Raw genomic sequence first — 22,278 nt, forward strand, 5'->3', positions numbered from 1 at the left:
CTATCACCACACACCACCCCAAAACATACAACTCATTTAGGTTGTTTTTTTTCTCGGTGTTCACCCCCCCCCCCCCCCGCGCGGGGCCGCCCCCCCCCCCCCCCCCCCGCCGCACGCGTCCGATCGGCGCCGTTCCGGCCGCGCGAACCGAAGGAGTGAGATCCGTGACCGCCTCCATCGTGGAAAGCGAGATCCCCGGCACATCGAGCGCGGGGTCCCTGCCCAGTCTCGCGACCGGCATCTGCACCACACCACTGCTCGAGGAGACCATCGGAGCGAACTTCGACCGGGCCGTGGCCGCCCACGGCGGCCGGGACGCGCTGGTCGACCGCACCACCGGCCGCCGGTGGACCTACGCCGCGCTGGCCGGGGAGGTCGACGCGCTCGCGCTCGGCCTGCTGGACCTCGGCCTGGTCAAGGGCGACCGCATCGGCATCTGGGCGCCCAACTGCGCCGAATGGACGATGACCCAGTTCGCCGCCGCCAAGATCGGCCTGATCCTGGTCAACCTGAACCCGGCCTACCGGGCGCACGAGGTCGAGTACGTGCTCAACCAGGCCGGCGTGCGGGCACTGGTGGCCGCGGAGCGGTTCAAGACCTCCGACTACGCCGGCATGATCGGCCAGGTGCGGCCGCGCTGCCCCGAGCTGTCGGACGTCCTGCTGATCGGCGGCGACGCCTGGCGGGCGGTGATGGACGCCGGCCGGCGGGCCGACCGGCGGGCACTGGAGGAGGCCGCCGCGGCGACCGCCCCCGACGACCCGATCAACATCCAGTACACCTCGGGCACCACCGGGTTCCCGAAGGGCGCGACGCTGTCGCACCGCAACATCCTCAACAACGGCTTCTTCGTCGGCGAGCTGTGCCGCTACACCGGCGCCGACCGGGTGTGCGTGCCGGTGCCGTTCTACCACTGCTTCGGGATGACCATGGGCACGCTCGCGGCCATCAGCCACGGCGCCTGCGTCGTCATCCCCTCCCCCGTCTTCGACGCCCGCGCCACGCTGGAGGCCGTGCAGGCCGAGCGGTGCACGTCGCTGTACGGCGTGCCGACGATGTTCATCTCCGAGCTGGCCGACCCCGGGTTCGCGTCCTTCGACCTGTCGTCGCTGCGCACCGGCATCATGTCCGGCTCGCCGTGCCCGGTGGAGATCATGCGCCAGGTCGTCGAGCGCATGGGCATGACCGAGGTGACCATCTGCTACGGGATGACCGAGACCTCCCCGGTGGCCACCCAGACCCGCCCAGACGACTCGCTGGAGCGCCGCGTGTCCACCGTCGGCCGCGTCGGGCCGCACCTGGAGGTGAAGGTCGTCGACCCCGAGACCGGCGCGCTCGTCGCCCGCGGCACGCCCGGCGAGGTGTGCACCCGCGGCTACTCGGTGATGCTCGGCTACTGGCGGCAGCCGGACAAGACCGCCGAGGCCGTCGACCCCGACGGCTGGATGCACACCGGCGACATCGGGATCATGGACGAGGAGGGGTACCTCAGCATCACCGGTCGCATCAAGGACATGGTGATCAGGGGCGGCGAGAACGTCTACCCGCGCGAGGTGGAGGAGTTCCTGCACTCCCACCCCGACATCCTGGACGTCCAGGTCATCGGCGTGCCCGACGAGCGGTACGGCGAGGAGTTGATGGCGTTCCTGCGCATGCGCCCGGACTCCGAGCCGCTGACCGCCGAGACGCTGCGGACCTTCTGCCTGGGCAAACTCGCCCACTTCAAGATCCCCCGCTACGTGCAGGCCGTGGACTCCTACCCCATGACCATCAGCGGCAAGGTCCGCAAGGTCGAACTCCGCGAACAGGCCATCGACCTCCTCGGCCTGCGCCACCTCCTCGCCACCGAACACGCCTGACGGTCAGGACTCCGGCGACCGGCCGGCCAGGTAGTGCTGGAGGTGGCTGGAGGCTTCGAGCATGCCGGCCGCTCTCCGGGTCAGTTCCGCGGCGCGCTGCTCGACGGCCGCGCGGAGGGCGTCACGGCTCCCGGTGCGGCGCAGGCCCTCGATGATGCCCTTGATCTGCGACAGGGGGTAGCGTCCCTGGCGCAGCATGTGGACCATCCGCGCGTCCCGGACGTCTGCCGGGGCGTAACTCCGGTACCGGGTGCCGGGCTCGCGGCGCGGGGTCAGCAGGCCGGCGGACTCCCACAACCGTAGCGCGGAGGCGCGCACCCCGAGCAGCGCGGCCACCTCGCCGACGCGCAGCCCCCGGCGCGACCGCGCGGACACCTCCAGACCCTGCTCGGGTTCCTGTCCGGCGACCTCCTCCAGCGCTCGCGCCGTCGCCCGCAGCGACAGGCGCTGCCTGTGCAGGGCGGCGTGGGCGGCGTCCACCAGGGCGAGCGCGTGGGCGACGTCGCCGGTGTGCAGGGCTTGCATGATCGACCGCGCGGCGTCCCAGCCGTACCCCGGCGCCAGCGCCCGGTAGGTGAGCAGGGCCGCGCGGTGCCGCTCGCCGAAGCTGCGGTAGCCGGCGGGCGTGCGCGGCGCCGGGGGCAGGATGCCGGTGTCGGCGTAGTTGCGCACCTGCTGGGCGGAGATGCCCACCAGCCGCGCCAGGTCGACGGGGCGCAGCTTCGCCTCTCCTTCTCGGCCCAACGATCTTCCTTCCCGGACAGGGTTCACCAGGGACTTGAAGGTTATCCGGGGCAATGCCCAGTACGTCAGCTCAGGTGGACGACGAACTCTCAAGAGGGCACTTCAATGAGAAAATTGAAGGCATGAATCCGGGCGACATCGAGAAGGAAAAGCCGGACGAGCCGGCCATAGAGACCCGTGGTCTCAGGATGCGGTACGGCTCCGCCGACGTGCTGCGCGGGGTGGATCTGCGGGTGCGGCGCGGAGAGGTGGTGGCTCTGCTCGGGCCGAACGGCGCCGGGAAGACCACGACCATCGAGATCCTCGAAGGGTTCCGCAGGCGGTCCGCGGGCGAGGTGCGCGTCCTCGGCACCGACCCGGACGACGGGGACGAGGCGTGGCGCGCACGGCTCGGCATCGTGCTGCAGTCCTGGCGCGACCACGGCCGCTGGCGGGTGCGCGAGCTGCTGGACCAACTCGGCCGCTACTACACCCCCTACAGCACGGCGGAGCGCCGCAGGCCGTACGACCCGCAGGAGCTGATCGGCTTGGTGGGGCTGGAAGGACAGGCGGAGGCGAGCGTCGCCCGGCTCTCCGGCGGGCAGCGGCGCAGGCTCGACGTGGCGATCGGGCTGGTCGGACGGCCGGAGCTGCTGTTCCTGGACGAGCCCACCGTGGGCTTCGACCCCCAGGCGCGGCAGGACTTCCACGAGCTGGTGCGGCGGCTGGCCGACCTGGAGGACACGACCATCCTGCTCACGACGCACGACCTGGACGAGGCCGAGAGGCTCGCCGACCGCATCCTGATCCTCGTGGGCGGCGTGATCGTCGCCGACGGCGGCGCGGCCGAGCTGACACGGCGCGTCTCGGGGAAGGCTGAGGTGCGCTACAACCTGGACGGCGAGTGGCACGCGGCGTCGGTCGAGGACGCCGCCGGGTACGTGCGCGGGCTGTTCGAGCGGCACGGCGACGCGGTCACCGACCTTGAGGTGCGCAGGACGCGCCTGGAAGAGGTGTACCTGGCGATGGTGCGCGACTTCGAGTCCGCCGGGCACGCCGAGGTGCCCGGCCGGCTGGCGGAGGTGCCGGCGTGACCACTCCCGAGCCCTCCTCCCCGCGCCCCCCGGACCACACCACCCCGAAACCCGCGGCCTCCCCTCCGGAGTCCGACCGCACTGCTCCCCGCTCCCCCGGCACCGCGGCTCCCCACTCCTCCGGCACCACGGCTCCCCACTCCTCCGGCACCACGGAACCCGCGGCCTTCCCGCCGTCCATTCCTCCAGTTGATTCCGGCTCGCCCGGGGGCCGGGGCGGTGCGCGGGTGGTGGCGTTCCGTGCGGGGCTGCACCGGGCGCGGGTCGAGTTCCGGCAGAGCGCGACGAGCGCGCAGGACGTGTGGGGGGCGCTGTTCCTGCCCGCCGTCGCCCTGGTCGTGATGTACCTGCTGCGGCACAACACGGTGCCGGGCACCGGCTTCTCCCTCGGCTCGCAGTCCATCCCCGGCGTCCTCGGCCTGAACGTCGTGTTCAGCGGCATGATGGCCCTGGCCATGACGCTCACCATGGACCGCGAGGACGGCACCCTGCTGCGCGCCAAGGCCACGCCGAACGGCATGATCGGCTACCTGACCGGCAAGGTGCTCAGCCGGGCCGGCATGGCGGTGGCGGGCGCGCTCGTCCCACTGGTCCCCGCCGCGTTCCTGTTCGACGGGCTGCGGCTGGGCGAGGTGTCGTCCTGGCTGACGCTGAGCTGGGTGCTGGCGATCGGGCTGGTGGCGGTGCTGCCGATCGGCGCGGTGCTCGGCTCGCTGTTCGAGAGCGCGCAGGCCATGGGCGTCATCACGCTGCCGCTGATGGCGCTGATGGCGGTCTCGGGCGTGTTCTACCCGCTCACCGCGCTCCCCGGGTGGCTGCAGGTGGTGGCGCAGCTCTTCCCGGTCTACTGGCTCGGCCTCGGCCTGCGCTCGGCGCTGCTGCCGGACGCGCTGGCCGCCGCCGAGGTGGGCGACTCCTGGCGGCACCTGGAAACGGCGGGCGTCCTCGGCGCCTGGGCGCTGCTCGGCTTCGCGCTCGCACCGGCCGTGCTGCGCCGGATGGCCCGCCGCAAGTCGGGGTCGGCGGTCGCCGCCCGCCGCGCCAAAGCACTGCAACGCCCCCTGTGATCACACCCTCGCCATCACACCGTACGTTGTACGATGTTGCTGCTCCCCCCTCTCCGTCCGGAGAGGGGGGAGGACGGCTCGGGCCGGCTTCTGTCGGTTCCGACCCCCATCCCCGTCACCTCCTCCCTCCTTCCCCTCTCTCGACCATGGAAGGTCCCGTTGATGTCCAGCCAGCAGGCCGGCCCCGTCCGAAGCCATGAACCGCTCCGCGAGCGCGACCACTCCGCGGCGGACGGTCACGACCTGATCCAGGTGCGCGGCGCCCGCGAGAACAACCTCAAGGGCGTCTCCCTGGACATTCCCAAGCGGCGGCTCACCGTCTTCACCGGCGTGTCCGGCTCCGGCAAGTCCTCGCTCGTCTTCGACACCATCGCCGCCGAATCCCGGCGGCTCTTCGACGAGACCTATACGGCGTTCCTGCAGAACTTCATGCCGAGCCGCGCCCGCCCCGACGTCGAGGCCCTGCGCAACCTGAGCGCGGCGATCATCGTCGACCAGGAGCGCATGGGCGGCAACGCCCGCTCCACGGTGGGCACGGCCACCGACGCCCACACCATGCTGCGCGTCCTGTTCAGCCGCCTGGGCACCCCGCACGTCGGCCCGCCGTCGGCGTTCAGCTTCAACCGCGCCGAGGGCATGTGCCCCGACTGCGAGGGGCTCGGCAAGGTGTCCGACATCGACGTCGCCGAACTGGTGGACGTCGAGCTGTCGCTGGACGACGGCGCGGTCAAGGTGCCCGGGTTCGGGGTCGGCACCTGGTACTGGCAGCTCATGGCGAAGTCGGGCCTGTTCGACCCGGCCGTCAAGCTGAAGGACTACCCCCCGGCCCAGTGGGAGGACTTCCTGCACCAGCCCGCCACCAAGGTGAAGATGGGCACGCACAACGTCACCTTCGAGGGGCTGATCCCCAAGGTCCGGCGGCTGTACCTGGCCAAGGACCGCGAGTCGATGCAGGCGCAGGCGCGCGCGTTCGCCGACCGCGCGGTCAAGCTGATGGAGTGCCCGGCCTGCGGCGGCGCCCGGCTGAACCAGGCCGCCCGGTCGGCGGTCATCGACGGGCGCACCATCACCGAGTGCTCGTCGATGCAGATCAGCGACCTGGCCGCGTTCGTGCGGGCGATCGGCGACCGGTCGGTGGGCCCGATGCTCGACACCCTCGCCGAGACCCTCGACTCGCTGGTCGAGATCGGCCTCGGTTACCTCAGTCTCGACCGCGAGTCCTCCACCCTGTCCGGCGGCGAGGCGCAGCGGGTGAAGATGGTGCGCCATCTCAGCTCCAGCCTGAGCGACGTCACCTACGTCTTCGACGAGCCGACGGCCGGGCTGCACCCGCACGACATCCAGCGCATGAACGACCTGCTGCTGCGGCTGCGCGACAAGGGCAACACCGTGCTGGTGGTCGAGCACAAGCCCGAGACCATCGCGATCGCCGACCACGTGGTCGACCTCGGGCCCGGGGCCGGCTCGGCGGGCGGCGAGGTGTGCTTCGCGGGCGACCTGGCCGGGCTGCGCGCGTCGGGCACGCTCACCGGCCGCTACCTCGACCACAAGGTCGAGCTGCGCGTTAAGGTCCGCACCCCCGCCGGATGGCTGCCGGTCACCGGCGCCTCCCTGCACAACCTGCGGGACGTGAGCGTCGACATCCCGCTCGGCGTGCTCACCGTCGTCACCGGCGTCGCCGGGTCGGGCAAGAGCTCGCTCATCCACGGCTACGTCGCCGGGCGCGAGGGCGTCGTGGTCGCCGACCAGTCGCCGATCCGCGGCTCGCGCCGCAGCAACCCGGCCACCTACACCGGGGTGCTCGACCCGATCAGGACGGCGTTCGCCAAGGCCAACGGCGTCAAACCGGGGCTGTTCAGCGCCAACTCCGAGGGGGCGTGCCCGGCGTGCAAGGGCATCGGCCTGATCTACACCGACCTGATGATGATGGCCGAGGTCGCCTCGGTGTGCGAGCGGTGCGAGGGCAAGCGCTTCACCCCCGAGGTCCTGTCGTACCGCCTGCGCGGCAAGGACATCAGCGAGGTCCTGGCCATGACGGTCGCCGAGGCGCGCGAGTTCTTCCCCTCCGGGCAGGCGCGGGTGGTGCTCGACCGCCTGTCGGCCGTGGGCCTCGGCTACCTCGGCCTCGGCCAGCCGCTCACCACGCTGTCCGGCGGCGAGCGCCAGCGGCTCAAGCTCGCCATCCACATGGCCAAGAACGGCACCACCTATGTGCTGGACGAGCCGACCACCGGCCTGCATCTGGCCGACGTCGACCAGCTGCTCGGCCTGCTCGACCGCCTGGTCGACGACGGCAACACCGTCATCGTCATCGAACACCACCAGGCCGTCATGGCCCACGCCGACTGGATCATCGACCTCGGCCCCGGCGCCGGCCACGACGGCGGGCAAATAGTCTTCTCCGGCCCCCCGTCCGACCTCCTATCCGCCTCCGGCTCCCTAACCGCCCGCCACCTCCACCTCTACACCGCCGAGCACTCATAGAACCACCCAGGACACGCCAGCGGCCCCGGTCATCCGAGCGTCGGCTGTCGTCGTCTCCGCAAGTGGATGACTGCTGCGCCTATCATCAACGACTCTCGGCAGGAGATTGTTGGACGTTTCTGCACACTTCTTGTCGATTCGTGCACAGGTCGAGCAAGCGTCCATCGTCGTCTCGTCAGTAAGCCGTATCGCCTACTACGCTCTGCGAGGACCGCTTGGCGTTGATGCCGCACCGGTCAAGGCGTAGATGTGGTGCCGATGCAGCTCAGCCGAGTGACGGTCGAGACGTTTTCGCTGGTGAGGGCTGCCGTATGGGCTTGCCGGACCGGTTCGGTTCGAAGGGTGGCGGCTGTGCTCGGGGCCACCCTAGATCCGGCCCTGTCGTTTCGTGCATGGCGTCGCCGTGCTGGGCATGGTGGCGATGGTCGCGAGGAGACAGGCCGTAGGCGGCGCGAAAGATCTTGCTGAAATGGGCGCTGTCGGTCAGGCCCCAACGGGCGGCGATAGTGTGCACGGAGTGGTGGCGGAGTGCGGGGTCGGCCAGGTCGCGATGGCAGCGCTCCAGCCGGCTACGACGGATGAAGGCCGCGATCCCCATGCCTTCACCCTGGCTCTGGAACAGTTTGTAGAGCTGGCGGGTGGAGATGTTGTGAGCGGCCGCGATGAGATCGGCGGTCAGATCGGGGTCGGCGAGCCGCTGGCGGATGAAGCGGTGAATCCGCGCCAGCAGGGCGCGTTGCCGCGCTTGTGGAGACAGACGATCGGTGACGTCGAGGTGATGGGCGAAGGTGGCGGCGATGAGATTCACCGTGACGTCGGCCAGCGCCACCGAGTCGGCGGCGGTGTAGTGCTCGGCGTGCTCCATCACCGCGAGCAGATGGTTCGCCAGCACGGCGCCGATGCCTTCGTCGGCGCCGAACGGCGCCGCGACCAACCGGTCACCCCTGACCGGGCGCAGACCCAGGGACGCCCGGGGCACCTGCACCAGCACGGCCCGGCTGCTACCGGTCGTCGATGAGCGCCTGCCATGGTAGGGCTGTGAGGAATCCATGAGCAGGAACTGGCGTGCCTGAAACATGGCGTCCCGGCTGCCATGAGCCAGATGTCCGTCACCGCTGGTGATCAGCTGAAGGAGATACACCTCTGGATCGAACTGCCGGATCATCTTCGTGGTGCGCCGAGCCTCGACGGCTGAAATAGCAAGGTCGGATATCTGGATCTCCCCGATATCCACGACGCGTGCCCGTGCGTGAAACTCGGCTGGATTTTCACAGCTGAGCAGTGAAGACACGTACATGCGGGAGTACATCTCGTTCCAGCAGGGAAATCGGTCCTCAGGGGCGAGATGTTCTGTACGCATTTCCGTGATGTTCATCAGGCCTCCCTCCGTGAACCAGTCGTCATTGCTCTCCAAGGACGCCGTCGACTCCACACCTGAATCCAGACGGGCGCAGCGGAGGGCGCGCCTTAGGGCACCGTCCCAGCGTCGGCCCGCGGACACTCATCCGTTGCTCGCGTGCGTTTCCTTCGTCGTCTCGTCAGTGAGCCGTATCGCCGACGACGCTCGGCGATGGCCACTTGGTGCGGATGTCGCGCTGATTGATGCATAGGCGCGGTGTCGGTGCAGCTCGGCCGAATGGTGGTCGGGCGTTTTCGCTGGTGAGGGCTTTGCAGCGGATTTTTCGGACGGGTTCGGTCCGAAAAGTGATGGCCGTGTGCGGGGAGTGGGATGGGTGAGGCGGAGCTGACGCCGCCCTTGTGGAGGGAGAACGACAGCTCGTCGACCGCCACCTGTTCGCCGTACACCTTGCACGGGCCGGTGTTGTCGATGATGTCCATGTAGCCGACGGTAGGAAGCGCGGCGAGGCGGCGGAATACATCTGCGGCCCTGGCGAGGGTGCACTTATCTCCACCTTGGATCGGGCGCCAGGGCCACTACCAGGCGGGCGCCCGGATATCGCAGACTTGTTCCCGTGGCCATCCGGACGGTGATCGGTTTCAAGCGCGTACTGACGCTGCTCGCCCTGACCGTGGTGAACGCGGCGATCGGCGCGCTGGCCGTGCTACTGATCTTCTCGTGCTTCGGGCTCGGTTTGGTCTTCCTCTTCCCGGCCACCGTCCGCCTGGTCCGCCGCCGCGCCACCCACGCGCGCCGGCTCGCGCTGGCCTTCGCCGACGTGCAGATCGCTCCGCCTTACCGCGCCGCTCCGCCGCCGCTCATGCCGCAGCGCGACGGCTGGTACCGCGAGGGCCGCAGACTTTACCGGACGTCCTTGGTGCCCGACTTCATGCGAACCTTCGACTGGGTGTTCAAGGACCCGGCCACCTGGCGTGATCTCGCCTGGCTGCTCGGCGACCCGCTGATCGGCGGCGTGGCGGTCCTGGTGCCGCCGCTCCTGGTGGCGTCCGGGGTGGCGCTGGTGGCGCAGGGCCCGGTGCAGGCGGTGGCCGGGGTGCTGCTCGTGCTGGCAGGGCCGCTGCTGGCTCCGCGCGCGGTCCGCCTGCACGGCGTGTGGACGCGGTGGCTGCTGGCCCCCACCTACCGCGCCCGTCTGACCAACGCCATGGCCCAGCTGACGCGGGTGCACACCGACGCCATCGACACCCAGGCCGCCGAGTTGCGGCGCATCGAGCGCGACCTGCACGACGGCGCGCAGGCACGCCTGGTCGCCATCGGCATGACCCTCGGCGCCGCCGAAGAGCTCGTCGACTCCGACCCCGCGGCCGTCAAATCCCTGATCGCCAAGGTGCGCGAGGCGTCCGCCGCGTCGCTGGTCGAGCTGCGGCAGCTCGTGCGCGGCATCCACCCGCCCGTGCTCGCCGAGCGCGGCCTCGGCGACGCGGTCCGGGCGCTGGCCCTGGACAGTCCGCTGAAGGTCTCGGTCAACGTCGACCTGCCGGCCCGCCCCGAGGCCCCGGTGGAGTCCGCCGTCTACTTCGTGGTCAGCGAACTGCTCACCAACGCCAGCAGGCACGGCGGCGGGGGCCATGTCGCGGTGGACATCAGCCGGCGCGGTCCCGCCCTGCGCATCACCGTCACCGACGACGGTCAGGGCGGCGCCGACCCTTCGCGTGGCAGCGGCCTGCGCGGCATCGAGCGGCGAGTGGCCGCGTTCGACGGCGTCCTGACCATCCATAGCCCAGAGGGAGGTCCGACCATCGCCACCGTCGACATCCCCCGCGCGTTCGCCGGACAGGTCCCCCGCCGCACCAGACTGCCTGCCTGGAAGTACGCACTGATGGTGCTCTGCTGGGGGATGGGCTGGTTGCCGCTGTTCCCGCAGGGACTGGTGGCGGCGGCCTTCAAGGTCTACGGCGCTGACGAGCAGAGCTGGTTTCTGGCGCTCTACCTGCCCGAGGCACTCCAGTGGCCCACCATCATCTCCATGATCGCTCTCGGCATGGCCATGCTCATCATCGCGCAGGGCCTCGCCCAGCAGGCCAAGCAGCTGAGATCGGAGGTCAACGTCTGAGGGTGGTCCTGGCCGGAGACCAGTGCGCGTGAATCGATTAATCCTTGCTCCAGGACTCGTATTCACTCACGTCGTCGTCTCGCCGGCGACGGTCTCGCGACAACACCAGGCGGAGATCGCTTGGTGTTGCGTCGCACTGATCAACGCATAGGTGTTGTGTCCGTGCGGCTCGGTCACGTGTTGATTGGGATGTTCGCCTCGGTGAGTGCTGCGCTGCAGACTTCCCGAACCGGAACGGATCGAAGGGTGATGGCTATGTGCGGGGGCGGAAATGGGTGAGGCGGCGGAGTTGACTCCGAGGCGGTTGTTCGCGGTGCGGTTGGCCGAGCTGCTGGAGGTGGCCGCCGATCTGCCGGTGAAGAGTCTGGTGGGTGAGGTGAATCGGCGGCGGCCCGCCGGGCGGGGGCGGCCGGTGAGTGGGCCGCGGATCAGCGACTGGAAACGTGGTCGCCATCTGCCGGAGTCGGAGGCGGCGTTCTTGGTGATGGTCCGGGTGCTCGTGGAGCATTGCCGGGGCCGGCGGGTGCTGCCTGAGCACGTGAGTGCGGGTCTGCTTGACGAGGAGCAGTGGCGGCGTTGGTTGCGCGAGGCTCGGTCGTCCCCGCCTGATCCGGTCGCGGTCGAACCCGCCCACGGGAACCCGGCCGCGGCCGAGGCGGCCGGGACGACGAAGACCGGCACCCAGGACACGGGGGCAGAGGAGGCCACCGAGGCCGAGGCGGCCGACCGGTGGGCGGGGGGGTGTCCGTATCCGGGGTTGGCGGCGTTCGAGCAGGATCAGGCGCAGGTGTTCTTCGGCCGGGAGAGGCTGACCGCGCAGTTGGTCGACGCGCTCGCCGTTCGGCTGGACCGGCCGGGGATCCTGGTGGTGGCCGGCGCGTCGGGGGCGGGCAAGTCCTCGCTGGTGCACGCGGGACTGCTGCCGGCGCTGGCCGCCGGGGAACTGAGCGCCGAGTCGGCCGGGTGGCCGGTGGCGGTGGTGCATCCGACCGCGACCCCGCGCGATGAGCTGGCGCGGGTGCTGGCCGCGCTGGCCGGCGCCGACCCGGTCCCGATCCGGCAGATGCTGCGGAGTGCGCCGCAGCAGGCGCACACCGTGGTGCGTGATGTGGTGGTGACCCGTCCCGGCGCCTCGGCCGGTGGGCCGGCCACCAGCAGCGGTGATCGGCTGGTGCTGGTGGTGGACCCGTTCGAGCGGGTCTTCACCCTGCCGGAGGATGCCGGGCCCGGCGGTGTGGGCTGGGCCGAGGGGCAGCGGGCGGATTTCATCGCGGCGCTGCACGCGGCGGCGACCCGGCCGAGCGGGCCGGACGGTGAGCCGGCGGCGTTGGTGGTCGTGGTGGTGCGCAGCGATTTCCTGGCCGAGTGCGCGGCTTACCCGCAGCTGGCCGACGCGGTGCGGGAGGGGTTGTTCCTGGTCGGGCCGATGAGCCGGCCGGAGTTGCGTCTGGCTTTGACCGGTCCGGCCGAACAGGCGGGGGTGAAGATATCTCCGGCGCTGGTGGACACCATCCTGGGTGATCTACCGGCCCGCGCGGCCGACGGCCGATACGAGGTGGGCGCGCTGCCGTTGCTGTCGGAGGCGATGCGGGTCACCTGGAAACACCGGGAAGCCGACAAGCTGACCAGCCGCAGCTACGGGCTCTCAGGCGGGGTCGCCCACGCCGTCCAGACCAGCGCCGAGACCGTCTACACCGCGCTGCCCGACCACCAACAGGCCATCGCCCGGCAGGTGTTCCACCGGCTGACCAAGCTCACCGCCGACGGCCGGACCGTCCGCCGGCCCATGCCCTACCAGCGTCAGCCCCTCCCCCAGCCTCCGTCGGCCGGTGTCGGCCGGACGGACGGACGGCAGAACGGCGTCGATCCGGCCGATGTCGAACAGGTGGTGGAGGCGTTCGCCGCGCAACGGCTCATCGTGGTGGGCGAGCAGACCGCGGAGATCACCCACGACTCCCTACTGCACGCCTGGCCGCGGCTGGCAGGGTGGCTCCAGCAGGACCCGGCCGACCGGGCCCTGTACCACCGGTTGCTGGAGGACGCCGAGGACTGGGCCCGCAACCAGCGTCGCACGTCGTTCCTCTACCACGGCGAGCGTCTGACCTCGGTCCTGCGCGCCCGGCTCCACTGGCAGGCCCACCCCGACCGCTACCCCGACCCGCCGGACAGCGCGGAGGAGTTCCTGGACGCCGCCATCACCGCGCGCAAACGCGCCACGGTGCTGCGCCGCACCGTGACCACCGCCCTGGCCGTGTTGCTGGTCGTGGCGTTGACCGCAGCGGGCCTGGCGATCAAGGCCAAGAGCGAGATCACCGGCCAGCGCGATGTGGCCCTGTCGCGCCGGCTGGCCGCCCGAAGCGAACTGCTCACCGGCGGCGACCCCGCACTACCCGCGCTGCTGGCGGCCACGGCCTGGCGAATCAGCCACACCCCCGAAGCCCGCGCCGCCATGCTCAACATCCTCAGCCGCCCCCAACGCGCCGTCCTCACCGCCCCCTCCGGCCCTATCTCCGCGGTGGCCTTCGGCCCCGACGGACGGACGCTCGCCACCGTCGGTGACGGCCTGACGCGATTATGGGACACCCGGACCCGCAAACTGATCGGTACGGCTATCCCTGGGTACAAAGGCTGGGTCTCCTCGGCCGCCTTGAGCCCCGACCGGCGGACACTGGCCATCGGCGACGACGGCACCGTGCGGCTGTGGAACACCGAGACGCGCACTCCCATCGGCGACCCACTCCCCGCCCACGCACACGCCGTCACCGCCATCTCCTTCAGTCCCGACGGAAAGACCCTGGCCGCCGGCGGTTTCGACGGCACCGTGCGGCTGTGGAACACCGCGACGCGCACTCCCATCGGCGACCCACTCCCCGCCCACGCACACGCCGTCACCGCCATCTCCTTCAGCCCCGACGGAAAGACCCTGGCCACCGGCGGCTCCGACGGCACCATGCGGCTGTGGAACACCGCGACGCGCACTCCCATCGGCGACCCACTCCCCGCCCACGCACACGCCGTCACCGCCCTCTCCTTCAGCCCCGACAGCCGGATGCTGGCCGGCAGCGGCATGGACGGCGTGGTGCGGTTGTGGCGGGTCAGAACGCGCACACCGATCAAGCTTTCCCTCCCCAGACACCCCCGTGGCGACTTCTGCGTCGCTTTCAGCCCCAAAGAGCCGGCGATCCTGGCCATCGGGGGTGGTGACGGCACCGTGCGGTTATGGGACGCAGCGAGCCGCACACCCATCGGCGCGCCGCTCACCGGCCACAACTACCGGGTGACCTCGCTCGCCTTCAGCCCCGACGGACACACCCTGGCCACAGCCAGTGAGGACAACACTGTGCGGTTGTGGGACATCAGACTCCACACCTCCATCGGAACTCCGCGCACCGATCAGTTCAGCCTGGGGACCCCGGTCGCCTTCAGCCCTGACGGACGGATCCTCGCCATCGGTGGCAGTGACGGCGCCGTGCAGCTGTGGGACGCGGCGACCCGCACGCCCATCGGCGCGCCGCTCACCGGCCACACCCGGACGATCACCTCGGTCGCCTTCAGTCCCGACGGCCGGACCCTGGCCACCAGCAGTTTCGACGGCACAACACGATTGTGGAATACACGAACCGGTAAAGCCATCGGTGCACCACTGACCGGACGTCTCTTCGCGACCACCTCGGTCGCTTTCAGCTCCGATGGACAGACCCTGATCACCAGCGGCCCGGACGACAGCAGTGCGCGGTTGTGGGATGTCCGGACAGGCGAACCCCTCAATGCCCCGCTCGCCCGCAGCCGCGGATGGGATACCTCGTCCTTTCTCAGCCCGGATGGGCGGGTCCTGGCCGGCATCGGCCAGGACGGCACGGTTCGGCTATGGCAGGTCAACACCCGCACTCCCACTCCCGTCGGCGCCCCCCTCGTCGGCCACCCCGACAAGGTGACCTCGCTCGCCTTCAGCTCCGACGGACAGATCATGGCCACCGGCAGCAAGGACGGCACGGTTCGGCTGTGGCAGGTCAGCACCCGCGCTCCCATCGGCGCCCCCCTCGTCAGCCACACCGACGAAGTCACCTCGCTCGCCTTCAGCCGCAACGGACAGACCCTGGCCACCAGCGGCGTGGATGGCACTGTGCGCCTGTGGGACACCGCGACCAGCGCTCCCATCGGCGCCCCCCTCGTCGGCCACACTCACTGGATCGCCTCGCTCGCCTTCAGTCCTGACGGACAGACCCTGGCCACCAGTGGCGACGACGGCACAACGCAACTATGGGAAGTGGGCATGCCCAAAGATCTGCTCACAGCCGTCTGCGCGATCTCCGCTCCCTCTTTCACTCGCGCCGAATGGGCCCAATACGTTTCGGAAGTGGACTTTCGACCGGTGTGCCGCTGACCCTCGAACAAGCGACGCCGTACGTGCACCTGTACACCGGCGAAAGGCGAACGGCCTTAGCCCCGCCCACATCGACAGGCTCGCCTGAGCGTCCCGGTCGCGAGGTCCCTGCCTTCACGCAGGGGTGTCGTCTCCTGACGCGGTCACCTTGTGTGACTGCCCGACAGATGGGTGAGCAGCATGTCCAGCGGTCGCGGCACGCGGTCGAGGTCGAGTGCGGCGACGAGGGGGGCGGCGTAGCGGATCTTGCGGCCGCCGCTCGAACCCATGAACCGGCGGAGCTGGGCGTGGGTCGTGCCCCCGCGCCATGCCGGTTGCTTCTGCAGTGTGCGAAACGAGCCGAGCTCGCCCTGGGCCTCGACGACGCGTTCGACCGTGGCGGTGCCGAGGGCGCGGATCAGCTCGTCTTCCAGGTCGGCGACGCACACGAAGAAGCCGAGCGCCTCCAGATCGCTCCGGCCCAGATCAAACCCGAGGCCGGCGCGCTCGAGGCCCCGCCGGAAGTGGCCTTCCTCCCCGACGTCGCACAGACCGGTCAGCCGGAGGTCGCGACCGGCAGGGCCGAACCTGCGAAGGTAGGTTCCGATGTTCGTGGCACCGCCCATCGCCACAAGGGAGATGCCTTCGGCCGCCAGGTTCCGGCCGCGGCGCTCGGCCAGCGCCTCGATGGCCGACCTGTCGCTGACTCCCTCGACCAGGACCACGGTTCGCGTGTCGCTCACGGGCCCAGCCTCGCACCGCGCCCCAGAAGGTTCACCTTGTTCACGCGCCGGAAGGCCAATGGTCGTTCCACGCGCCGGAGGGTCACCTGCCGTTTCACGCGCCGGAAGGTCACCGGTCGTTCCATGCGCCGGAAGGCCATCGGTCGCGGGTCACGGTCCGCGACCGGCGCGCCGCTCTCACCGCGCGAGCAGCGGGAGCGCCGGGAAGGGGTGGTCCTGCCACAGCAGCCGCGAAGCCTCTTCCGGGTAGGCGGTGACCGTCGACGGCGTGTCGAAGATCTGCGCGAGGCGCCGGCCGGCGTCGTACGCGGGCCAGCCCGGGTCGCCGAGTGCGGCGAACGCCGTCCACGCCCCGCGCATCCGCGCGGACAGCTCCTCCGCCTCCGAGGAGGGTGGGGCGCCGATCAGCGTGGCGGGTCGTCCGCTGCCGAGGTTGCCGAAGACGAGCGGCACGTCCAGACCGTGGCAGGCGCCGAGGGCGCCGCCCCATCCCGGCGCGGGCCAGGTCAGTTCGTACAGGTGGGCCTGGCCGCCGCCGGCGATCTGCGCGTCGGCGAGGTGGAGGCTCGGCATGCGGAACAGCCAGTCGGCGTTGACCAGCTCGTACAGCTCCTCGTCGGACGCGGCGGGGAACGCCTCCCGGTATCGGCGCGCGCCGTCCGGGCCGGGGGCGAGCATGCGCAGAGCGGTGTCGGTCTGCTCGGGCGTGACCTGCCCGAGCACGCCGTCGATCAGACTGAACAACCGGTGCTCGTCCCGGGTGTGCCCGGCGAGAAGTGCGATGTCGCGGGCGGCGCCGTCGGCCAGCGCCCGCCACGGGGTCGTGGGAAGGACCTCACCATCGACGACCGGGGCGAACGGGATCGGCCGGTGGGTGATCTGCCCCCAGCGCTCCCGCCATTGGGCCATCTTCGCGTGGATCGCGTCGCCCGCGGCGGGCAGCCGGGCCGGGGCCACCGCCGACAGGCCGGACACCGTGGGCTCCACCCCCAGCTCGGCGGCGCAGGCGGCGGCGATGTCGGCGGCCAGTTCGGGAGAGAAGAACGTCCCAGGCACGCTCTGCGCGACCGCCCGGTGGAACAGCCCGGCGGCGAGCGGCATGGCCAGCAGCGCGGCGACCGATCCGCCACCGGCCGACTCCCCGAAGACCGTGACCCGGTCCGGATCGCCGCCGAACCCCCGGATGTTGTCGCGCACCCACCGCAGGGCCGCGACCTGGTCGAGCAGTCCCCGGTTCGCCGGAGCTCCGCCGATCTGCGCGAACCCCTCGATGCCGAGACGGTAGTTGAGGGTCACGACCACGGTGCCGCTCACGGCCAGCAGCCCGGCGTCGTACTCCGGCAGGCTGGAGTCGCCCATGGCGTAACCGCCGCCGGGGATCCACACCATCACCGGCAGCGCTGCCGCCGGACCCGGTTCCGGCGTCCAGACGTTGAGCGTCAGCCAGTCGTCGCCGGCGGCGTCCCGCGACCCTCCCAGCACCCCGGCCTGCGGGGGCGGCGGGCCGTACGCGACCGCCGGGCGCACACCGTCCCAGCCGCGCACCGGCCGCGGCGCGGCGAACCGCAGGGCGCCGACCGGCGGCTCGGCGAACGGGATGCCGCGGAAGACCGCCAGGCCCGCCTCCCGGCCCCCGCGCAGAACGCCGGCCGTCGTGCGGACCTCCGGCTCGGACTCGGACGACTTGCTGGATGCGGTGACGGCCACGTCGCGGTCTCCTCCCGTACCTGCTCGCGCCGAGCATCCCAGCGCACGCCATCGACGGGCAAACCATTTACACGACGACTCATCCGGTGAGAAGAAGCGGCCTTTCGACCGGTGTGCCGCTGACCGACGCGGCCAGTGCCGTGAACGAGCGACGCCGTGGTCGGCGTGCGGGGTCTTCCCTAGTCCGCTGTCCACGGACGTTCACCGGCTCGGGCGCCGTAGCAGGCGCCGGCATCGCCGTACCACGACCCGCCGACCCGGCGCCGATCACCGCAGCACGTCACCCGGGTAGAGAGCAGCGCCCGGCGAACGTACGCGGTCACCGCACCAGGCGCGGCCCGGGGTGGAGAGCAGCGCCCGGCGAACGTACGCGGTCACCGCGCTAGGGGCAGCGCGGACGACGCCGAACGGCCTGGCGGTCGTGGGCACGGAAGAAGTTCTTCTGCCGGATGTAGAGAAGCTCGCCACGGCTCCGACTCACCTGTGAAAGCGAAGGGCGAAGCCGCCCGAGAACAGGAGCCGGACATGCGTAAGATCATCTTTTGGGTGCACACCTCGATCGACGGCCACATCGACGGCCCGAACGGCTAGTTCGACTGGCCGGTGATGGGCGAGGACCTGTCGGCGTACTCCGAGGCGCTGGCCGACCGTTGCGACACCTTCCTCTACGGGCGCGGCGTCTGGGAAGGCATGGTGGCCTTCTGGCCGAACGCCGAGTCGATGTCGGACCACCCGCACGTCCTGCAGTTCGCCCCTCGCTGGCGCGACACGCCCAAGATCGTCTTCTCGAGCACACTGAAGCAGGACGACTGGGCCGCCCGGATCATCGGCGACGACCTCGCCGCGCAGGTCGCCGAGCTGAAGCGGCAGGACGGCAAGGACCTGCTGCTCACGGGCGGCTCCGGCCTGGCCGCCGCTCTCACCGACCACGGGCTGATCAACGAGTACCACATCGCGGTGCACCCGGTCGTGCTTGGCGGCGGCCGGCCGCTGTTCCCCCCGCGCGACGAACGCCTCGGCCTGCGACTGACCGACTCGCGCACCTGCGACTCACAGGTCGTGGTGATGCGGTACGACCGCGTCTAGACGTGCTAGAAGCCGGGACGGCTCGCGCGGACGCGGTCCGTCGGTGTACGGGACCTGCGGCGATCGTCCTCTCATGTCCGGGTGTTCCGAGTGAGTCGCGAATCGACTACCGGCATGCGTCTCACAGCCGTCCCGCATACGGTGATCGTCTCCATGCTCACGGAGATACCGAGGACGAACAGAGGAGGCGACACTCGATGGACCGACTGCCTAGCGATCTGCCGATCGTGGAACGCGACGTCGTGCGGCTGGTCGTGCGTGACGCTCTCGACCGGATCCTGCTGTTCCACACCCACGAGATCACCGCCCCAGAACTCGGTCAGTGGTGGGAACTACCCGGTGGCGGCCTCGACCCCGGTGAGGACTACCGCCAGGCCGCCCGGCGCGAGCTGCGCGAGGAGACGGGCATCACGATCGGCGATGAACAGATCGGGCCGCCGACCTGGACCCGTGACGGCTCGTTCCGCCACCGCGACGTCCGCCATCTCCAGCACGAGGTCGTCGTCCAGATCCGCCTGGCCGGGCCGGGACCCGACATCGACGACCGCGACCGGCTGGACTACGAGAAAGAGGACTACTTCGACTTCCGCTGGTGGTCGATCGCCGAGGTGGTCTCCAGCGCCGACCAGTTCTATCCCCGCGCACTTCCCCGCCTGCTGACCCGCTTCCTCGACGGTGAGCCGATCGAAGAACCGCCGGAGATCTGGCCGTGACCCGCGACCACGCCGCCGATCCCCCACCATGCCCGCGTCCGGCCCAGATACTTGGCGGAGCAACATGCCGGAACCTAGAGGACGTTCCCCTGGCGGGTTCGAGTCGTATTCGAATTCTCTCGCTGGTGAGCCGCGTTCAGCGGGATCGGGGTGCGAGGGCGGAGCCCCTGCCTCGAGGTTCGGGGCGGAGCCCCGAAGGAACACCGTCCGAGCGCAGCGAGGGCCATTTCCGGGGGACACGGGCGCCCCAGATGAAGACCGGGTCGTGGGGGCGGGCCGGAACGGCCTGACGGTCGTGGGGCGGAAACGAGTGCCGGGATGGAATGCGACGGCCTCCCCGTGAGCGCCCTGGTGCACGGAAGTTCGTCACCTCGCAACGCGGAGTTCATTGCCCGCCATGGGGTGCGTGCCACGCTTGCCCGCGTGTTCAGGCGATGCGAGACACCCGCAGGGGGTGTCCGTCCTCGACCGACAGCGAGGGACATGTCTGGTACCGGCACAATCTGGGTGATGGGTGGGCCGGCGCATCGCCGTGTCCGAGGGATGACCGCCTCCAAGCGGCGGTTCTGGATCGTGCTGGCGGTGGTCGCCGCACTGATCGTGGGCGAGGTCACGACGGGGGCGCGGGCGGCCTCCGCGGCGCCGGCGACCGATCTGGTGCTCGACTTCGCGGTGCCCGATTTCGACCGGGCGGCCGCCGAGCGGGCGTACTCCTCGCTCTACGAGACCTCGATGCTGGACGAGATCTTCGACGACCTGATGAGTGAGGGCGCGGCCGGCGGCCAGGTCCCGGGGCCGATGCCCGAGGTCCCCGCGGACATCCCTGGAACCCTTCAGATCACCGACACCGGCTTTCGCATCGTCATCTCCAAGGATGACATCGGCGCGTCGGCCTCGTCCTTCGTGAACTGGATCATCATCATCGCGGCGAGCACCGCCGCCGGGGCGTTGACGCTGCTCGGCTGCTTCATGGCGACGGCCAACCCGTACGTGTGCAAATCACTGGCGGGAGCCACCACCGTCGTCACCGGACGTCTCGTCGCCGCGAAGCTCAACGGCGAGGACATGTCCACCCCCCAATTCTGGGGAACGGTCATCGCCGCCGCGATCATCGGCGCGCTCGCCGGCGCCTTCATCGAGTTCGTGACGCAGTTCTCCAAGGCGAACTCCGAGGCGATCTTCACGGCGATCAGCGAGGCGATCTCCAAAGCCGTCGCCTGGCTGGGATCCTGGGCGACCGCGGGTGTCAGGGCGGCGGCCGAATGGTTCCGCGGCTTCATGCCCCAGGTCGGGCGGGAAGTCCCGCCGGCGCTGCAACGTGAGCTCGACCGGCTCGGTCAGTTGCCCCCGGCGAACCTGAGGATCATGCCGATGGGCGACTCGATCACCAGGGGCGTCGGCGGATCCCCCGGCGGCGTCGGCTACCGCCTGGGACTGCTGCAGCAGTTGCAGAAAGACGGGCACGGCGTGGACTACGTCGGCTCCCTGGACGACGGGGCGGGCTCCATCTCCGACACCGACCACGAAGGTCATCACGGCTGGCGAATCGACCAGGTCGACGCGGTGACCGAGTGTGCCATCCTGAGCTACCTGCCCAACGTCGTCACCCTGCACCTGGGGACCAACGACATGTCGCAGAACTTCGACGTCGGCGCGGCGCCGGCACGGCTCGCCCGGCTGATCCGCGAGATCACCAACGTCTCCCGGACGACCGTCGTCCTGGTGGCCACGCTGGTGCCCTCGCTCGACGGCACGATCAACTCCCGGATCAAGGCCTACAACTCCCGGCTGGCGGCCACGGTCACCACTCTCGCGGCCGAGGGCAGACGGGTCCGGCTGGTCGGCATGGGCGCCGTCACACCGGCGGACATGAACGACTCACTCCATCCCAACGCGAGCGGTTACCGCAAGATGGCCGAGGCCTTCCACCGGGCGATCAGCCTGGCCATCGAGAACCGGGTCATCGCCGACCCGGTCCCGGGCGGCCCCTGGTCGTGCGGGCCCGCCCCCGGCAATCCGCCGGAGAGCTCCGGCCCGGAGCCGGCGACCCCCGGCTGGAACCCGATCGGCGAGGCCGCTTCGGGTGTGGGCGCGCCCAGTGACCACGTGCGGCTCGCGGACATGAACGGCGACGGCCTGGACGACTACCTGGTCGTCCAGGACCAGGGCCAGGTCCGCGCCTGGTACAACAACGGCGCCGCAGCCGGCAAGGGATGGACGTGGAAGGGCGAGATCGCCACCGGCGTCGGCTACCCCCGCGACCAGATCCGCTTCGCCGACATGAACGGCGACGGCCTGGAGGACTACCTGGTCGTCCAGGACCAGGGCCAGGTACGGGCGTGGCTGAACAACGGAGCGGCCGCCGGCAAGGGGTGGACGTGGAAGGGCGAGATCGCCACCGGCGTCGGCTACCCCCGCGACCAGATCCGCTTCGCCGACATGAACGGCGACGGCCTGGACGACTACCTGGTCGTCCAGGACCAGGGCCAGGTCCGCGCCTGGTACAACAACGGCGCCGCAGCCGGCAAGGGATGGACGTGGAAGGGCGAGATCGCTTCCGGCGTCGGCGCGACCCGTGACATGGTGCGCCTGCAGGACATCAACGGCGACCGCCGGGCCGACTACCTGGTCGTCCAGGACAACGGCACGATCCGGGCCTGGCTCAACGACCTCGGCGGCCGGGGATGGATCTGGCAAGGGACCGTCATCCCGGGCGTCGGCGCCACCCGCGCACAGGTGCGTCTCCACGACCTCAACGGCGACCACCAGGACGACTACCTCGTGTTCGGGGAGCTGGGCCAGATCAGGGCCTGGATCAACCAGCGCCCGATCAGTCCCGTGCCGGGAGAGTGGTAGCGGCGCCGACCGGCCGGCGGCCCGTCCTGCGCCACTCCCGCAACAGCGCGGTCGCCCACCGGCGACCGCGCGCTCGAAGGTCATGACGGACGACGATGGCTCCCGGTCGC

Annotated in this window: 13 protein-coding genes; 9 read left to right on the top strand and 4 right to left on the bottom strand. The window is 70.5% G+C overall.

Going from position 1 to position 22,278, the window contains the following annotated elements; all coding sequences use genetic code 11:
* Positions 1–164: 164 nt before the first annotated feature.
* Positions 165–1,859 (top strand): AMP-binding protein, encoded by a 1,695-nt coding sequence (locus ABZU32_RS31540; RefSeq protein WP_354927766.1) that lies wholly within the window; start codon positions 165–167, stop codon positions 1,857–1,859.
* 3 nt (positions 1,860–1,862) lie between these two features.
* Here the strand turns inward: ABZU32_RS31540 and ABZU32_RS31545 are convergent, their stop codons facing one another.
* On the bottom strand, positions 1,863–2,603 hold the full coding sequence (locus tag ABZU32_RS31545; protein WP_354927769.1) for a MerR family transcriptional regulator: 741 nt from the start codon (positions 2,601–2,603) through the stop codon (positions 1,863–1,865).
* 122 nt (positions 2,604–2,725) lie between these two features.
* Between ABZU32_RS31545 and ABZU32_RS31550 the strand changes: the two genes are divergently transcribed.
* From ABZU32_RS31550 to ABZU32_RS31560, 3 genes are all read left to right on the top strand, one after another.
* Positions 2,726–3,676 (top strand): ABC transporter ATP-binding protein, encoded by a 951-nt coding sequence (locus ABZU32_RS31550; protein WP_354927772.1) that lies wholly within the window; start codon positions 2,726–2,728, stop codon positions 3,674–3,676.
* Entirely contained in the window at positions 3,673–4,743 is a 1,071-nt protein-coding gene (locus ABZU32_RS31555) for an ABC transporter permease (protein ID WP_354927775.1), read from the top strand. Before ABZU32_RS31550 ends, ABZU32_RS31555 begins: the two co-directional genes overlap by 4 nt.
* Positions 4,744–4,905: 162 nt before the next feature.
* A complete protein-coding gene (locus ABZU32_RS31560) occupies positions 4,906–7,227 on the top strand; it encodes an excinuclease ABC subunit UvrA (protein WP_354927778.1) in 2,322 nt (773 codons plus the stop codon).
* Positions 7,228–7,492: 265 nt separating this feature from the next.
* On the opposite strand, the gene ABZU32_RS31565 is transcribed toward ABZU32_RS31560, so the two are convergent.
* Complete coding sequence (locus ABZU32_RS31565; RefSeq protein WP_354927781.1) at positions 7,493–8,602, bottom strand: helix-turn-helix domain-containing protein; 1,110 nt, start codon at positions 8,600–8,602, stop codon at positions 7,493–7,495.
* A gap of 598 nt (positions 8,603–9,200) precedes the next feature.
* Here ABZU32_RS31565 and ABZU32_RS31570 point away from each other — a divergent pair.
* Both ABZU32_RS31570 and ABZU32_RS31575 read left to right on the top strand, forming a co-directional pair.
* Complete coding sequence (locus ABZU32_RS31570; RefSeq protein ID WP_354927784.1) at positions 9,201–10,700, top strand: histidine kinase; 1,500 nt, start codon at positions 9,201–9,203, stop codon at positions 10,698–10,700.
* 271 nt (positions 10,701–10,971) lie between these two features.
* A complete protein-coding gene (locus ABZU32_RS31575; protein WP_354927787.1) occupies positions 10,972–15,084 on the top strand; it encodes a WD40 repeat domain-containing protein in 4,113 nt (1,370 codons plus the stop codon).
* A gap of 143 nt (positions 15,085–15,227) precedes the next feature.
* On the opposite strand, the gene ABZU32_RS31580 is transcribed toward ABZU32_RS31575, so the two are convergent.
* Positions 15,228–15,806, bottom strand: a complete 579-nt coding sequence (locus ABZU32_RS31580) for a TOPRIM nucleotidyl transferase/hydrolase domain-containing protein (RefSeq protein ID WP_354927790.1) — start codon at positions 15,804–15,806, stop codon at positions 15,228–15,230.
* Positions 15,807–15,983: 177 nt separating this feature from the next.
* On the bottom strand, positions 15,984–17,513 hold the full coding sequence (locus ABZU32_RS31585) for a carboxylesterase family protein (RefSeq protein ID WP_354927793.1): 1,530 nt from the start codon (positions 17,511–17,513) through the stop codon (positions 15,984–15,986).
* A 606-nt stretch (positions 17,514–18,119) separates the two neighbouring features.
* Here ABZU32_RS31585 and ABZU32_RS31590 point away from each other — a divergent pair.
* The 3 genes from ABZU32_RS31590 to ABZU32_RS31600 all read left to right on the top strand — a co-directional run bounded on the left by ABZU32_RS31590 (position 18,120) and on the right by ABZU32_RS31600 (position 22,168).
* Complete coding sequence (locus tag ABZU32_RS31590; protein ID WP_354927796.1) at positions 18,120–18,599, top strand: dihydrofolate reductase family protein; 480 nt, start codon at positions 18,120–18,122, stop codon at positions 18,597–18,599.
* A gap of 197 nt (positions 18,600–18,796) precedes the next feature.
* The gene (locus tag ABZU32_RS31595) at positions 18,797–19,312 is read left to right on the top strand and encodes an NUDIX domain-containing protein (protein WP_354927799.1); all 516 of its coding nucleotides are present in this window, start codon (positions 18,797–18,799) and stop codon (positions 19,310–19,312) included.
* A gap of 543 nt (positions 19,313–19,855) precedes the next feature.
* A complete protein-coding gene (locus tag ABZU32_RS31600; RefSeq protein WP_354927802.1) occupies positions 19,856–22,168 on the top strand; it encodes an FG-GAP-like repeat-containing protein in 2,313 nt (770 codons plus the stop codon).
* The last annotated feature ends 110 nt before the right edge of the window (positions 22,169–22,278 follow it).

Source organism: Sphaerisporangium sp. NPDC005288 (assembly GCF_040607475.1).
Lineage (GTDB): Bacteria > Actinomycetota > Actinomycetes > Streptosporangiales > Streptosporangiaceae > Sphaerisporangium > Sphaerisporangium rhizosphaerae.

Excerpts from the sequence above, each read along its gene's own strand:
- ABZU32_RS31550 (WP_354927772.1), top strand. The coding sequence starts at position 2,726 with ATGAATCCGGGCGACATCGAGAAGGAAAAGCCGGACGAGCCGGCCATA.
- ABZU32_RS31560 (WP_354927778.1), top strand. The coding sequence starts at position 4,906 with ATGTCCAGCCAGCAGGCCGGCCCCGTCCGAAGCCATGAACCGCTCCGC.
- ABZU32_RS31565 (WP_354927781.1), bottom strand. The coding sequence starts at position 8,602 with ATGAACATCACGGAAATGCGTACAGAACATCTCGCCCCTGAGGACCGA.
- ABZU32_RS31575 (WP_354927787.1), top strand. The coding sequence starts at position 10,972 with ATGGGTGAGGCGGCGGAGTTGACTCCGAGGCGGTTGTTCGCGGTGCGG.
- ABZU32_RS31590 (WP_354927796.1), top strand. The coding sequence starts at position 18,120 with ATGGGCGAGGACCTGTCGGCGTACTCCGAGGCGCTGGCCGACCGTTGC.
- ABZU32_RS31595 (WP_354927799.1), top strand. The coding sequence starts at position 18,797 with ATGGACCGACTGCCTAGCGATCTGCCGATCGTGGAACGCGACGTCGTG.
- ABZU32_RS31600 (WP_354927802.1), top strand. The coding sequence starts at position 19,856 with ATGACCGCCTCCAAGCGGCGGTTCTGGATCGTGCTGGCGGTGGTCGCC.